Annotated in this window: 12 protein-coding genes; 7 read left to right on the top strand and 5 right to left on the bottom strand. The window is 65.7% G+C overall.

Going from position 1 to position 15,320, the window contains the following annotated elements; all coding sequences use genetic code 11:
• The first annotated feature begins 29 nt into the window (after nt 1-29).
• Entirely contained in the window at nt 30-491 is a 462-nt protein-coding gene (locus GAU_RS15920; RefSeq protein ID WP_015894926.1) for a hypothetical protein, read from the top strand.
• A gap of 24 nt (nt 492-515) precedes the next feature.
• Here GAU_RS15920 and GAU_RS15915 read toward each other — a convergent pair whose 3' ends face one another.
• Together GAU_RS15915 and GAU_RS15910 are read right to left on the bottom strand one after the other, a co-directional pair.
• Nucleotides 516-1,472 carry a ChaN family lipoprotein gene (locus GAU_RS15915; RefSeq protein WP_052574495.1) on the bottom strand — a complete coding sequence of 319 codons (957 nt, stop codon included), beginning with the start codon at nt 1,470-1,472 and terminating at the stop codon, nt 516-518.
• A complete protein-coding gene (locus GAU_RS15910; protein ID WP_015894924.1) occupies nt 1,469-2,764 on the bottom strand; it encodes an amidohydrolase in 1,296 nt (431 codons plus the stop codon). The genes GAU_RS15915 and GAU_RS15910 overlap by 4 nt, the downstream gene beginning before the upstream one ends.
• A gap of 219 nt (nt 2,765-2,983) precedes the next feature.
• On the opposite strand from GAU_RS15910, the gene GAU_RS15905 reads away from it, so the two are divergent.
• From GAU_RS15905 to GAU_RS15885, 5 genes are read left to right on the top strand one after another with little or no spacing between them, the layout of a single operon-like run.
• Nucleotides 2,984-3,739: a MerR family transcriptional regulator gene (locus GAU_RS15905; RefSeq protein WP_015894923.1), complete on the top strand. Its 756-nt coding sequence runs from the start codon at nt 2,984-2,986 to the stop codon at nt 3,737-3,739.
• Between the two features lie 55 nt (nt 3,740-3,794).
• Nucleotides 3,795-4,511, top strand: a complete 717-nt coding sequence (locus GAU_RS15900) for a DUF969 domain-containing protein (RefSeq protein ID WP_015894922.1) — start codon at nt 3,795-3,797, stop codon at nt 4,509-4,511.
• Entirely contained in the window at nt 4,508-5,461 is a 954-nt protein-coding gene (locus GAU_RS15895) for a DUF979 domain-containing protein (RefSeq protein WP_015894921.1), read from the top strand. The genes GAU_RS15900 and GAU_RS15895 overlap by 4 nt, the downstream gene beginning before the upstream one ends.
• Nucleotides 5,462-5,490: 29 nt before the next feature.
• Nucleotides 5,491-6,582, top strand: coding sequence for a DUF2891 domain-containing protein (locus GAU_RS15890; RefSeq protein WP_015894920.1), 1,092 nt, complete (start codon nt 5,491-5,493; stop codon nt 6,580-6,582).
• 53 nt (nt 6,583-6,635) lie between these two features.
• Entirely contained in the window at nt 6,636-8,471 is a 1,836-nt protein-coding gene (locus GAU_RS15885) for a cation:proton antiporter (protein WP_015894919.1), read from the top strand.
• Nucleotides 8,472-8,507: 36 nt separating this feature from the next.
• Here GAU_RS15885 and GAU_RS15880 read toward each other — a convergent pair whose 3' ends face one another.
• Complete coding sequence (locus GAU_RS15880; protein WP_015894918.1) at nt 8,508-10,052, bottom strand: alkaline phosphatase D family protein; 1,545 nt, start codon at nt 10,050-10,052, stop codon at nt 8,508-8,510.
• A gap of 221 nt (nt 10,053-10,273) precedes the next feature.
• Entirely contained in the window at nt 10,274-10,921 is a 648-nt protein-coding gene (locus tag GAU_RS21235; protein ID WP_156799086.1) for a PAS domain-containing protein, read from the bottom strand.
• 142 nt (nt 10,922-11,063) lie between these two features.
• Between GAU_RS21235 and GAU_RS21230 the strand changes: the two genes are divergently transcribed.
• Nucleotides 11,064-11,438 carry a four helix bundle protein gene (locus GAU_RS21230; protein ID WP_015894916.1) on the top strand — a complete coding sequence of 125 codons (375 nt, stop codon included), beginning with the start codon at nt 11,064-11,066 and terminating at the stop codon, nt 11,436-11,438.
• Between the two features lie 59 nt (nt 11,439-11,497).
• On the opposite strand, the gene GAU_RS22650 is transcribed toward GAU_RS21230, so the two are convergent.
• Nucleotides 11,498-15,289, bottom strand: coding sequence for a DUF4175 family protein (locus GAU_RS22650; protein WP_015894915.1), 3,792 nt, complete (start codon nt 15,287-15,289; stop codon nt 11,498-11,500).
• Between the last annotated feature and the right edge of the window lie 31 nt (nt 15,290-15,320).

Here is a 15,320-nt window from a genome sequence, read left to right as displayed (position 1 = left end):
TGCGCCGTTTGCGGGGCGCGTGGCGAGGCATGGCGATCGCCGAACACGAAGTGACCGTCGTCCTGCAGGACGGTGAGGCGGTGCGCATTGGCATCGACACGGCCGACGTGGAATCACTGTTCGACGCCTACCGGCTGCGCGCGGAGATCGAGCCGACGCCCGGCGTGTTCGGTGTGCCGCAGGACGCCTTTGGCGATGGCGGAAACGACATCGTGCTGTTCACCGGGGTGTCGTGGAGTGAACCGCACGGTGGAATGACAGGCGAGGGATTGTCCGAGGCCTCGACGATGCACTTCTCCGGTCATCCGATGCAGCTCTCGGAGACGGCGGAGGTGGTGTGCATCACGACGGACGGGGTGGTCGTGGCATCACCCGATGGCACGGGCCTGCTCATTCGGGTGGGGCTGCGTCCTGGCTCGCTCGAAGTGGAGCAGAACCCCGAAAAAGTGCGGGCGTTTCTCGTCGAACGTGGATACGGGGGACAGCAGTAGTCCGTCCCCCGCGACGACCCGCCGCTATTTAGGTGCCCGCGTGAAGAGCACGTAGTCTGCTTTCTCGCGATGCGTGGCGGGGTCGATCTTCGCCAGATCCGGCACCGGAATGGCTGTGAGGATGATCGACGACGCTGACGGTGCGCGTCGTTTCGCGCGTTCCACGGTGCCAAGCCCGTAGTCGCTGTGGAATGCCCCATCCACGTGGTAGATCAGCGTGCCCTTGGGTGCAGTCTTCCAGGCGTCAGCGATGGCTTCACCCATGGCCTCATCCTTCGTGCACTGCGCCTCGTAAAAACGCATCGTCATGGCCTGCATCGCCGCGACGTCCGAGGCCGTGGGCGGGCCGCCGCCGGCGCCATGACCACCCATGGCCTCGGCGAACAGGTCGTAGTACCGATCGCGTGGACAGTTGTGCTCACGGGCCACGTAGCGCTTGTCGCGGGCGTTCAGCGTATCGAACGTCGCCAGACCGCGGCGGCTCACGCCACTGGCCAATGGGCGCGGAATATTCGACGCAACGACCGGCCAGCCGTGCACCCGCGCGAGTTCCACCATGGGTCGGTAGTCGGTGGTGTAACGATCCCACGGACGTGAGCCGGCCAGGAAATTGGCTTCGGAGATTGTCCCGGCCAGGTACTGATCGAGCAGCGGCTGCACGTCGCGTTCGAACATTTCCAGCGACACGATCACGCGGGGGCGTCGTTCGCCGAGGGCGGCCAGCACGGCATGTTCCGCCGCGTGTGTGGCTGGGTCGTCGTGCTGCTCGCCGAAGAACACAAAGTCACGCTGCGCTGCCGCGTCGATGAGCTGCGAGAAGCCCACGAACTTGCCCGCCTTGCTGTCATACACCCGTAGCGCCGCGGGCGAACCGCTGGCTGACGTGGTGGAAGGACGTCCAGCGCAGGCCGCCGTGAGCAGCAACAGGGCGCCGGTCAACAGGTGATGCACACGCCGGGAAGCACGAAGACGCACGTTCATGGGCGAACCGGGTTCATGAGGTAGTCCACCGCCAGGCTGGCCAGCGCCCGCACGCCGGTGGGGAGTGCCGCTTCATCGGAGAAAAACAGCGGTGAGTGATTGGCCGGCGCCGTGCGCCAGTCCGTACCCTTGGGGGTGACACCGAGGTTGAAGAAAAATCCCGGCACCCGTTCCTGATACCACGAAAAATCTTCCGACGCGGTCCACAGTGGCGCCGGAAACGCACCCGCTTCACCAGCCGCGCGCTGCAGGGTGGGGATCATGCGCAGCGTCAGCGTGCTGTCGTTGCGTGTGACGATGTTGCCACTGTCGATCACCACACGGGCCGTCGCACCCGATGCCGACGCGATCTGTTCGGCCGTACGGGTCACCCGCGCAAAGATCTCTTTGCGGATGCCCAGGTCGAATGTGCGGATGGTGCCCAACATCACCACGCTGTCGGGGATGATGTTGCCTCGCACGCCACTCTGGAACGCGCCGATGGTGATGATGGCCGGCACCGTGCTGATGTCGGTCTGCCGCGAGACGATGGTCTGGAGCGCCCCCACGATCTGCGAACCGATCACGATGGGATCGGTACCGGCCCACGGCATGGCGCCGTGCGACTGCTTGCCGTTCACGATGATGGACACGTTGTTCGACGCGGCCATCATCGGGCCTGGGCGATAGCTGATCTGCCCGACGGGTGCATTGCCCACGTGCAGGCCAAAAATCGCATCCACTTTCGGATTCTCGAGCACGCCATCGGCGATCATGAGCTTCGAGCCCGTGCGGCCGTTGCCCAGTCCTTCCTCGGCGGGCTGGAAGATGAACTTCACCGTACCGGGCAGTTGCGCCTTCATGCCAACGAGAATTTCGGCGGCGCCCATCAGCATCGCCACGTGGGTGTCGTGTCCGCAGGCGTGCATCACCCCCACGGTCTGCCCGCGGTACTCGGCGGTCACCTTCGATTTGAATGGCAGCTCCACCTGTTCGGCCACCGGCAGCGCGTCCATGTCGGCGCGCAGCGCCACCACGGGGCCGGGTTTGCCGCCCTTGAGCAAGCCCACCACACCGTGACCGCCCACCCCGGTACGCACGTCGATGCCCAGGGCGCGCAGGTGATCGGCCACGAGCTTGGCGGTGCGCACCTCGTTGCCGGAGAGCTCGGGATGTTCATGCAGGTCACGGCGCCAGGTGACCACTTTGGGCATGACGGCCGGGAGGCGACGCTCCACGTCGAGGATCAGCGGGGACGGCTTACCCGCCGACGTCTGCCCCTGCGCACGGGTCGCAGCGGGTGTCGCAGCCATACAGAGAACGAGCAGGCCGACGGTCAGGGGCGTGCCGAGGGAACGGCGCGGGGAGCGGGGCAGGGGAACTGGCATCCCTCAAGAATATCATCCGGTCCGGGCGGAGGGATTTTTCGCGGACCCCTTGCTCCTCACGTAACGTGAGGGCCTAGCCTGTGTGCTGTGGCTGCCCCATCCGGGCTGGTGGCCATGTCCAGTTCCCGTTTCCCGAGGTGTCCCATGCTGCAGGCCAGTACTCCACCACTCAAGGTTGGCGCGCTGGCGTCGCAGACAGGGCTCTCGGTGCGCACCCTGCATCATTACGACGAGATCGGATTGTTGGTCCCTTCGCAGCGCACGCCGGCCGGCCACCGGTTGTACACCTACGAAGACGTCCAGCGACTCCAGCAGATCCAGTCGTTGCGCGCCACGGGTTTTCCTCTGGACGAGATCAGGCGCCTGCTGCACGGCGCCTTCTCTGCCCAGCGTGTCATTCAACTGCATCTCGATCGGCTGCAGGCGCAACTCGCGCAGACGCAGCGACTCACCGAGCGGTTGCAGCAACTGGCGCGCCATTTGGACACCGCGACACACGTTCCCCTCACGGAGCTGTGTCGCATCATCGAGGCGACCATCATGATGGAGAAGTACTTCACCCCCGAGCAGTTGCAGGACATCCAGGCGCGGGGCGCGGCACTGGGCACCGAGAAGGTGCGCGAGGTCGAGCAGGCCTGGGGCGAGGTGATCCCCGCCGTGCGTGCACACATGGCCAAGGGCACCAGCGCCGATGACCCGGACCTGCAGGCACTGGCTGTGCGCTGGCGGGAACTCGTGAACGCGTTCACCGGCGGCAATCGCGAGATCGCCGCCAACGTGCGGGCCATGTACCAGCAGGAGCATACGCAGATCAACGCAGTGCAGGCCAATACCCCCGATCCGGCGATGTTCGCCTACATGGGCGAGGTCTTCAAGAAGATCGGCGGCGGACCAGGGTGAGTCTGATCGTGGGGGAGCATGGTGGCCGGCCCTTTCGGGGTGCATCTTCGCCGCCATGCTTCCCCTCATTGGCATTCTCATCGTCATCCTCGGTTTTGCGTTCCGACTGAATGCGCTGCTGGTGGTGACGGTTGCCGGTCTCGCCACCGGTCTGGCCAGCGGCCAATCGTTGCACGACGTGATCGCGGCGTTTGGCCACGCGTTCGTGGAAAGCCGCTATGTGGCCATCGTGTGGCTGGTGTTGCCGGTGATCGGTGTAGTGGAGCGCTCGGGCCTGAAGGAGCGTGCGCGTGAAGTGATCGGGCAAATCCACGCCGCCACGGCCGGTCGGGTGTTGCTGGTCTATCTCACGCTTCGCCAGGTGACGTCGGCGCTCGGACTCGTATCACTCGGCGGTCATGCGCAGATGGTGCGTCCGCTCGTGGCGCCGATGGCCGAAGCCGCGGCGGAACACGCACACGGCCCGTTGCCCGAATCCACGCGCGAACGCATCAAGGCGATGTCGGCGGCCGCGGACAATGTGGGCATGTTCTTCGGCGAGGATGTGTTTGTCGCCATCGGATCGATTCTGCTCATTCGTGGGTTCCTCGAGCAGAATGGGATCCTCGTGGAGCCGTTGCACCTCGCCCGATGGGCAATTCCCACCGCGATCATCGCGTTCCTCATTCACGGCACCCGTCTGCTGTTGCTCGATCGACAACTGCGCCGGGAGTCGCGCGAATTTGCCGAACAGGAATCGCTGGGTGCGTCGCCCGAGGGCTCGCACTCATGATCCGTCTGGAAGCGATCTATGTGCTGATGGGGCTCATGCTGGCCGGCATCGCCATTGTGAATTTCCGCGACAGGCGGAGCCACATGCCGGTGCGCAATACGGTGTTCTGGGCGCTGTATGCGGTGATTTTTCTGCTCGGCTCACATCTGGGTGACTTCACCAACGGCATCCTGGTGCTGCTGATGGTGCTGACGGCCTCACGTGGGCTGGCCACCAGCTCCCGAGACGCCTCCACACCGGATGCGCGCGCGGAGTCCGCAGCGCGTTGGGGGAATCGCCTGTTTGTGCCCGTGCTGGTGGTGCCGGTGGCCACCTTCCTGGGCAGTCTGTTGCTCGGTCGCCTCGTGATTGGAGGTACACCGCTGGTCGACCCGAAGCAGGTCACGCAGGTGGCACTCGGGCTGGCCACGGTGCTGGCGTTGATCACAGCCCTGGTGATGTTGCGACCGCCCATTTTCGCCCCGATCACCGAGGCGCGACGGCTCATGGACTCGGTGGGATGGGCGGCCGTGTTGCCGCAGGCGCTCGCCGCGCTCGGCGCCCTGTTTGCCGCCGCCGGCGTGGGCAAGATCATCGCCGAACTCGCCACTACGTACCTGCCATTGGGCACGCCGACCGCCGCCGTGGTGGCCTATGCGGTGGGCATGGCGCTTTTCACGATCATCATGGGCAATGCGTTCGCCGCGTTTCCCGTGATGACCGCAGGTATCGGTCTGCCGCTGGTGGTGCAGCAGTATCAGGGAGATGTGGTGATCGTGACGGCGATCGGTATGCTGTCGGGGTTTTGTGGCACGCTCATGACACCGATGGCCGCGAACTTCAACATCGTGCCCGCCGCGTTGCTGGAGTTACGTGATCGGTACGGCGTCATCAAGGCACAGGTGCCGACGGCCCTCATGCTGCTGGCTGCCAACATTGTGCTGCTTGCGTACTTCGCGTTTCCGCGCTGACGCGGCCGCGTGTTTCCAGGACCTTGCCGGTGACCCAGAGCGTCTCTCCATCTTCCGCAGGTCGTTCCGTCAACACACTCGATGCCGATACGGCCGCGCATTTTGCGCGTCTGGCGCTCGCGCACGTTGCGCGCGAGTACCCGAACAAGCTCGATCATATTCTGCTGGATGACGAGGACGTGCAGTCCCCCGCGTCGTTGCATCCGGTGTTTTTCGGCAGCTTCGACTGGCATTCGTGTGTGCACGGCTATTGGCTGATGGCGACGGTGGCACGGAAATTTCCGAGGCTCGACGAATCGGCGCGCATTGCGGCGTGTTTCGATACGTACTTCACCGAGGCGCGCATGGCCGTGGAAGTCGACTATGCCCGTCATGCGGCGCGTGGCGCGTTTGAACGACCGTACGGGTGGGCGTGGTTGCTGATGCTGGCGGCAGAGCTGGAGCGGCATGACACCGAGGCCGGACAACGATGGGCGGCCACGCTGGCGCCACTCACTGCGTGTTTTGTCGATCGGTTTCTGGCGTTCCTGCCCAAGGCCACGTACCCGGTGCGCGTGGGCACGCACTACAACACCGCGTTCGCGCTGCGGCTGGCGCTGGAATACGCTGACGCCTCGTCACTGCCCGCAGCACGAGAGCTGGGCCTGCTGGTGCGTGCGACCGCGCGGCGCTGGTATGCGGGTGATCACGATTGTCAGGCCTGGGAGCCGAGTGGTGACGATTTCCTTTCGTCGGCTTTGATCGAGGCCGAGTGCATGCGGTGGGTGCTGTCACCGGAGGCCTTTCACGATTGGTTCGCGGAATTCCTGCCGCGTCTTTCGCAGGGCGAACCGTCCACGCTGTTGCAGCCGGCCGAGGTGAGCGATCGATCCGACGACAAGATCGCCCACCTGGATGGGTTGAACCTGAGCCGCGGTTGGTGCTGGCGTGCGCTTGCCGGCACGATGGCGGTGGGTGATATGCGGCGCGCGCAGGCCATGCAGGCGGTGGACCGTCACCTCGCCGCCAGTTTGCCGTGGGTGGCCGGGGACTACATGGGCGAGCACTGGTTGGCCACCTTCGCCTTGCTCGCACTCGACCCGGCGCGGGATGGCGCTCGGTCCGACGGCGTTCAGCACTGACGGCATCCGCGCCCTGGGGGAGGGGGCTTCCCTCGCCCCACTAGGTTATCCGCATGCATGTGCAGACTGGTCTTCTCGTCACGCTTGCCGCGGCGTTTGGCGTGGCGTTCCTCTTCGGGCTCATCGCGGCCAAGCTGAAGATGCCGCCACTGGTGGGCTATCTGCTCGCCGGTATCGCGCTCGGCCCACATTCCCCCGGCTACGTCTCCGATATCTCGCTGGCGAGTCAGCTCGCCGAGATCGGCGTCATCCTGCTGATGTTTGGCGTGGGACTGCACTTCTCACCCGGCGATCTGCTGCGTGTGCGTCGCATCGCGCTGCCCGGTGCGTGCATCCAGATGCTGATCGCGCTGGGGCTTGGTTCCGTGCTGGCGTTCAGTTGGGGGTGGGACGCACCGGCTGCCGTGGTGTTTGGCCTGTCGTTGTCGGTGGCGTCCACCGTGGTGGTCTTGCGTGTGCTGGAAGACCGCGGCCTGCTCGATTCGCTCGACGGGCGCATCGCCGTGGGTTGGCTGGTGGTCGAAGATCTGGTCGTGGTGATCGCGCTGGTGATGCTGCCGGCGGTGCTGGAGACGTTGGGTGCCGCTGGTGTGGCCGATGCGGCGCATGGCGCGGCCCCGGGCAGCGCGGCGGCGGGTGCGTCGGCCGGTGTGGGTTTCGGGTTGGCCAAAGTGGTGATCATCACCGTGCTCAAGGTCGGTGCGTTCATCGGCCTGATGGCATTGGTGGGTCGCCGTGCGGTGCCATGGTTGCTCACGCATGTGGCGCGCATGGGATCGCGCGAGCTGTTCACGTTGGCCGTGCTGGCGGTGTCGCTGGGGGTGGCGGTCGGCGCCGCGGCATTGTTTGGCGTGTCCTTCGCACTGGGCGCCTTTGTCGCCGGCGTGGTGATCAGCGAGTCCGACCTGAGCTATCGCGCCGGTGCCGACGCATTGCCCATGCAGGATGCCTTCGCCGTGATCTTCTTCGTGGCGGCCGGCATGCTCATCGACCCGGCGGTACTGCTGCATGAACCGGGGCGGGTGGCGCTCACGTCGGCCGTCATCATCGTGGGCAATACGCTGGTCGCGGCAGTGGTGATGGTGCTCTTGCGACACCCCTTGGGTGCCTCGCTCCGACTGGGGGCGAGTTTTGGGCAGATCGGCGAGTTCTCATTCATTCTGGCCGGCATCGGCGTGACACTGGGTGTGCTCACGGAAGAAGCGCGCAGTCTCATTCTGGCTGCCGCTCTGGTCACGATCGTCCTCAATCCGCTGCTGTTCCTGGCCATGGATCGTCTGGCCGAGTTTCTGGCGCGCTATCCACGCCTGCTCGATCGCCTCGAGCGACAGAAGGCTCCGCGCCTTTACAGCACCGATCTCTGGATGGCCACGCCGGCCAATCACGCCATCCTGATTGGTTATGGTCGTGTGGGCCGCACCATCGGCGACGCACTGCAGCGAGTGGGGGTGCCTTTCATCGCCATCGACCAGGATCGCCGTGTGGTGGACGCGATGCGCACGCTGGGCGTGACGGCAGTATATGGTGACGCGACGCGTCCGGGCATTCTGGAACACGCCAAGCCGGAGTTTGCGCGACTGCTGGTGGTCGCGACGCCCGATCCGTACCACGCGCGACATGTGATCGAGCTGGTGCGCGCAAAAAATCCCGACATCGACATCATCGTGCGCACCCACAACGACCAGGAGCAGGAGCACTTCGAGCGCCTGGGGGTGAGCAAGGCGCTCATGGGGGAGCGCGAGTTGGCGTTTGGCATGGCCTACCACAGCCTGCGCTCCATCGGCTGCGATGATGATCGAGCCGACGACATCGTTCAGACACTGCGTGGCGGCGCTCGCATGCCGACGCGGGAGTTCAGCACGATCTTTCCGGCACAGTCACGGATGTAGGGGACAGCCTCTACTCGTCCCCTACATCCCCGCCGCTCACGCGGTGCGTTCGGCCCCGGCCTTCCCATGCTGCAACCGCCACGACGTCGCGGTGCTGATCGGCGCATCGGGACGCGAGACAAACGGCACGGTGCGATAGTCCACGTTCCAGGCCTGCTCGTCGATGCGGCAACGTACGTAACCGCGACGCGCGGAGTACCACTTGAGATGCGGGTTTTCACTCTGCATGGTCGACAGGCGCGCGGCATCGATGTCTCGGCCATCGCCGTCGGAGGCGATGCTGGTGCCCACAAATTCCGTGGCGATCACCGGTCGGTCTGGGCGCGAGAAGCCGTTGTGCAGGTCGTGCACCCAATTGGTGTGGATGTCGCCGGTGATGACCACGGTCCGATTGGGGGCGCGCTTGCCGATCTCGCCGAGCAGGCGATCACGTGCGACCGGATAGCCACCCCACTGGTCCATCGAGACACGGAAGTCGGGCCCTGCAGCAGCATCGTACTGTGCCATCATCACCTGGTTGGCGATGACCTGCCAGTGCGCCTTGGACGAGCCCAGTCCGTTGTACAGCCATTGTTCCTGCGCGGCACCGAGCATGGTGCGCTTGGGATCGAGCGAATCGGCGCAGACGGGCTTGATCATGTCACCGCAGGCTTGGTCGTCGCGGTATTGCCGGGTATCGAGCATGTAGAAGCGCGACAGCGATCCCCAGTTCACGGTGCGCGTGATGTTGAGATCGGCCCAGGATTTCACCCGTGGTACGCGCACGGCCTGGTGTTCCCACCAGCCTTGATAGGCCGCCGCACGACGCTGCTGCATCTGCTCCGTCGACTCCATGACGTTTTCGCCCACGAGACCGGCGTAGTTGTTGTCGACCTCGTGATCATCCCACGTGACGAGCCACGGGCATCGCTCGTGTGCGGCGCGCAGATTGGGATCGCTCTTGTACTGCGCATACCGACGGCGATAGTCGTCGAGCGTGCGGATCTCGAGGCCCTGATGTTTGCGCAGGGCCGTGGCGGGACTCGCGCCTTCGTAGATGTAGTCGCCGAGGTGGATGGCGAGGTCGAGTTGCTCCTCGCGTGCGACGTGTCCGAGCGCGGTGAACAACCCCTGGTCCCAGCGCTGGCATGACATGAACGCCATGTGCAGCGGCGTGCGCGCGCCGTCTGGCGGCGTGGTGCGGAATCGACCGGTCGGGCTCACGGCTTCGCCGCTCATGAAGCGGTAGAAGTACCACCGATCGGGCTCGAGTCCGTCCACGTCGACGTGAATGCTGTAGGCGAGTTCCGGTCCGGCCGTCGCGCGTCCTTTGGTCACGATGTTCTTGAACTGATCATCGTGGGCGACTTCCCAATCGACGGTCGCGCGTGTGCCTTCCATGCCACCATCGGGATCGTTGGGGCGCGGGGCAAGACGGGTCCAGAGCACACCGCCGGTGGGGGTTGGATCACCGGACGAGACGCCCAGGCCGAACGGATTGTCGGCGAAGTGTGGGCGCGAGGTGACGCGCCAGATGTTGGGGACGACGGCGCAGAGGGCGGCGTAGCGCGTCAGATCGGCAAGGAAGAGTCGGCGTTCCATGCTCCTATGCTACGCCTGGCGCGGCAAATCGCGAGCGACGCGACGGGCCCGTTGCGCAGGTGGTACGCGCGTGACGGTGTGCCGCCCAGGTCAGAGCTATTGGTCTGAGCCGCTGACGATGCGTCCGGTGATGTTCAGACATGACTCGATGCGCCAACCGGACAGGGCGTCCAGTTGGCGCATCGGGTGGTGCACATTGGTCGGGACCTGTGGCCTGTCTATCAGGCCAGCAGGGCGTCCACGGTGGCATTCAGAGCGGCGAAGCCGGTGAAGCGCGGCACATACTTGGAGGTGAGCACCGGCGTGAGGTCCACACTGGGCCAGTCGAGCGGAGTGCCGTCCGGTTTGGCGACAAAGAGCCAAACGGACTGGGTCTGAGGGGACAGGTACAACCGTAGCTGCACACGCCGCGGCATCAGGTCGCAGTGGTACGTGAAGTTGAAGGTCTCATCGAGTCGACCTTCGGCGACACCACGCAGGAACCGCCCGTGAAACTCCGGGGCGTTGGCGCTGGGGGCGACCTCACGAAAAAAATGTCGACCAATGGGGCGTGGGCAGTAGCCGGCATTCTCGGCTTCCGCACGATTGTAGGAAACGACAAAACCCTCGGGATCCAATTGAATCACCCCGTAGGGAATGGAATCCAGTTCCTCATCGCTCAACCGATTGAGGAACGGGGCCAACATGCGAGTTGTGGTGTCGAGAGGCATCGGACTGCGATAACGGGCGCGAGCGGCCCCCACCGACATCGGCGGCAACCACGCTCGTTCATAGTTGAAGATCGGAGCGGAGGCGCTGGACTTGATGCCGATTTCGCGGGTTTTCGTGCGGGAGAAGGCACACACCGTCACGATGACTGAGAAGGGCAAGGGGAGTGACCGTGGGCCGGAACTACGGGAGCTGGGGCCACGGGAGCTGGAGCTACGGGAGCTGGACGGACGGGGAAATACGGGGGGTATGGGCGCGTAGATTGGGTTACCGCGCAGTCGGCTGGTACACGCATCCTCGTGTATGGCCGATCTTCGAAACCTCCGCGTCTTCGCTGCCGCGCATGATCTCTGCGCCGCGATTCATGACGCAGCGCCACGCATCAAGGTTGGCAAGGCTCCCGGGCTGCGTGCGCAATTGCTTGCCGCGGCCGATGCCATCCCGGCCAACATTGCGGAAGCCGCGGGGCTTGGCACCGATCAACAGTTCGCGCGCGGACTCACTATCGCTCTTGGCTCGGCCAACGAAGTCGGCGCGCATCTGCGGGTCGCGCGCACGGTGGGAGCGCTCGACGAGCACACCGCGCGCCGCTGCCAGGCAAAACGCGCGGTGGTGTGTCAGATGCTGGAGCGGTTGCTGCGCGCCGTTCAATCACGACTCGCCATCACCACACAGTAGATCCGGTCACCGTTCTTTCCCGTCGGTCCAGCTCCCGTAGCTCCGTCCAGCCCCCGCAGCTACTTCCCGCCTCTCCTGGCCAACGACCGGTAGTACTCCTCCACCAACGCCCGGTACTCCCCCGGTACCGCTGCCCGTGCCCCTGCCGCCGGTCGGCCGTCGCTTCCCAGGCCCGCCGCCCGCAATGCCGCGAATTCGAAATCCTTGAGTCGCTCCAGCATCGCCGTCTGCAGCGCCTCGAGCCCCTTCGGGTCACCAAACGCGCGACTGTTCTCGAGCTGGCGCAGCCCCTGGATCGCTCGATCCAGATCTCGTGTGTCGATCCCCTGCTGCGCTGCTTCGCGCCGCAGTCCCTCCGCGTTTTCACGACGCAGACGGAACTCCCGCGCGAACTGCGTGGCGTCTCCTGCCATCTGACCACTCATCGGTGATCCGCCAGGCGCCATCTCACCCACCTGCGAGCGCGGCGAGCCACCCATGCGCGGTGCACCACTGTTCGAGCCATTCGGCGCACCACCGCCCTGCTGTCCCTGCTGTCCCTGCTGTCCCTGCTGTCCCTGCTGTCCCTGCTGTCCCTGCTGTCCCTGCTGTCCCTGCTGGCCCTGCTGGCCCTGCTGGCCCTGCTGGCCCTGCTGGCCCTGCTGGCCCTGCTGGCCCTGCTGGCCCTGCTGGCCCTGCTGGCCTTGCTGGCCCTGCTGGCCCTGCTGGCCTTGCTGGCCTTGCTGGCCTTGCTGGCCTTGCTGGCCTTGCTGGCCTTGCTGGCCTTGCTGGCCTTGCTGGCCTTGCTGCCCCTGCCGGTCGGCGATCCGCTCGCGCAGCGACTCCAGCCCGCGCACCAGATCCCGCGTGGCCTCCAGTGTGCGTTCCTGCTGACGCGCAGCCGATTCGCCCTGCAGCGAACCCGACGCGGCCCGCAGTTGCTCGCTCACATCACGCAGGTTGTCGGCGATCTGCGCCTCGAACGCCGACGCGTACTCTTCCGAGCCACCGCGTGCGACCTGCTTCGAGAACTCGATCTTGTCCGCCAGACGGGTATCACGGATCGTCTCCGCCGCCTCGGCCACCTTGCCCGCTGCCTTGGGCTGATCACGACGTGAATCCCGCGCCAAACGATCCGCATCGGATTCCAGCCGGCGCACGTCACGATTGAGCTCGTCCTTCTGCTGCGAGATCTGCCGCAACTGTTCGGCGCGCTGCTGCGGTGAGGCCTGCTGGCCCTGGATGGCCTTCACACCCTGCGAGATCTCGCGCTGACGCGCTTCGAGATCCTGCGCGCGTTCAGCCAACTGCTGCACACCACGCGAGGACTCCGCCGACCGTGCCCCTTCGAGACCACGCGCGGCACGCGTCAGCTCTTCGAGCGCCGCGCTGCCCTGGGCGTTCGATCCGCTGGCCGCGCGACGCATCGCGTCGGCCGCCTGCTGCAGTTGCTGTGCGGCGTTCGCGAGTTCGGGATTGTTCTGTTCACGCGACAGCCGCTCCAGGCGCCGTGCTTCTTCTTCCGCCTGGCGCGCCAGCTCACGCTGCGCTCCGCTGTTCGTGTTGCCACCGTTGGGACGGTTGTTGTTCTGCCCCGCCGCGCCCTGTGCTCCGGCAGAACCGGACGCACCCGCCGAGCCGCCGCTGGATCCACTCGCACCGCCGCTCTCCTGCGCCATCCGCTGACGCATCTGATCGGCCATGCGCTGCATACGCTCGTTTTCCTGTTGCTGACGCTGCGCCATCTGCTTGAGCCGCTCCAGCGTTTCATCCACTTCCTGCTGCGGTGCGCTCTCGGGCCGTCCCTGCTGCACCGTCTCGTACTGATTGCGCTGCTTGTCGGTCTGCAGTTCGAACAGGTCTGCGAGGTCCTCGGCGCGCTGCTGTCCGCCACCACCACCACCGCCGCCACCCCCTCCGCCACCACCCATCTGCACCTGCACGTCGCGGTAGATCGCTTCCGCACGCTGCAGACGCTGCAGGGCACGCTGCTCCGGGGGCATCGCATCACCACCCCGGGCGCGCCCCAACTGTTCTTCGGCCGCCTGCAACTCCACCGTGGCCTGCTGCAGCTCCGCACGGATCTTGAAGAAGTTCGTGTCGCCCTTCGCCACGCCACGTTCGGTCAGACGCTTCACCAGCTCCGACACATCCGTGCGCAGGCGCCCCTCGGCAATGGCAAGCGTTGCCATATCTTCGCGACGCTTCTTGTCCGTGCTCGTCGCACTGTCGCGCATCCAGTTGAACGTGGCCGACACGATCTCCTTCTGGCGGGCCATGAATCCGTCCGGCGAATCCTGCTGTCCGCCGCCACCGCCTCCGCCACCACCCTGCTGACGATCGTCGGACTGCCGATAGTCCTTGCCAAACGGACGCACTTCGAGGAAGTACACGTCACTGGTGCCCTCGTGGCCGCCGCCATCCTTGGCGACCGCGTGATACGCCACCAGATCGCCCGGCTGCAGCGACATCTCCTCGAGGAACAACGTGTGTGCCCCCTGGGCATCGCGCGGACGACGCGCGGTGCTGTCGGTGATCTTCTTCGCTTGCTCGGGGCCACCGTTCACGCGGTAGCGCAGTTCCATCGATACCACACCCAGATCGTCGGACGCGCGCACGGCCACGGTCACTTCATCGGTGTTCGATACCTTCGTGTCACGCCCCGGATCTTCGATGCGCACCATCGGCGCACGGTCCGGAATGGCGTCCACGACATATTCCACCGAACCGGCCACCGTTTGTCCGTCGGGCGCGACCAGGTCCACGTGATAGAACCCGCTGCGTGTCACGCGGAAGCTGCCGCTCACGGTGGTGTCACTGTCGGGCGTGAGCGCGACGGTGGTGCCGTCGTCGAAGCGCAGCGCACCACCCTTCACGGCACGCGTGACTTTGGCGTGCACCGTGACGGTGGTACCGACCACGGCCGCCACATCACCGCCGTCATCGACATGTTCGGTGGGCAGGCCACTGTAGGCCGGGAACTTGAGGTCGAGCGAGACCTGCGAGACCGCCGGCAGGTTGTTCACCGTGAGCCGATACACCGGCGAGCGCACATCAGCGCTCTCTACGTAGTACTCGGTGGGCGTGACAATATCGAATAGACGCGACCGGAACTGCGACGTATCGGCGTCAGGCGCCATAGGCAACCGTTGCCACTCTCCACCCGTCGCGCCGCCGCTGTCGGTACGGAACACGATCTCCGCGCCGCTGGCCGCAAAGCCGACCAGCTCCGCGCGCACTTCGATGGCACCGCCACGCGGCACTGCCACCGATCCCGGTTCCACGGCCACGCGCCGCTCGGGCGTTGCCGCCTGCGCGGTACCAAACGGCACAAACAGCAGACGCGCCCCGTCGCGTACGGACTGCGGGCCGAAGTAGAGCGCCACCGCGGCTACGGCCGTCACCACGCCGATCGCCTGGCCGGCACGCGTCATGCGCTCACGCTCGAGCGACGCCCCACGGTGCAGCGGTGCAATCGCCGACGCGGCACGCGACATCACGCGGGCCGACAGGGACTGCGACATGCGCTGACTTTCGGGCACATGGGCTTCCTGCACGGCCGCCAGCAGCGTCTGACGCAAGGCCGGCGCACGTTCCTCCACGTACAACGCAAACCGTTCGTCGCTGGCCCGGCGCATCAACGGGATGATCAGCCCGCGCACGATCGCCACGACGATGAGCCCATACCCCACCAGTCGCGCGGTCCAGAGTGCACGTCCATCACCGCCAAGCCATGTGGTGATGGCCCACGTGGCCAACACCGCCAGCACGATGGCCGTCGCGATCCAGACCACGGATTCCAGCAGCACGCGCTGACGCCATTGGCGACGCAGCGTGCCGAGTGCGGTGAGCAACTGACGGTCGGGACTCATCGTGGCTCCTTCAACTGGGGCGAACCCGTGG

Origin of the sequence: Gemmatimonas aurantiaca T-27 (genome assembly GCF_000010305.1) — a bacterium.
Classification (GTDB): domain Bacteria; phylum Gemmatimonadota; class Gemmatimonadetes; order Gemmatimonadales; family Gemmatimonadaceae; genus Gemmatimonas; species Gemmatimonas aurantiaca.
Note: the sequence above shows the minus strand (reverse complement) of the source record. Positions and strands in the feature narration are given on the sequence as shown.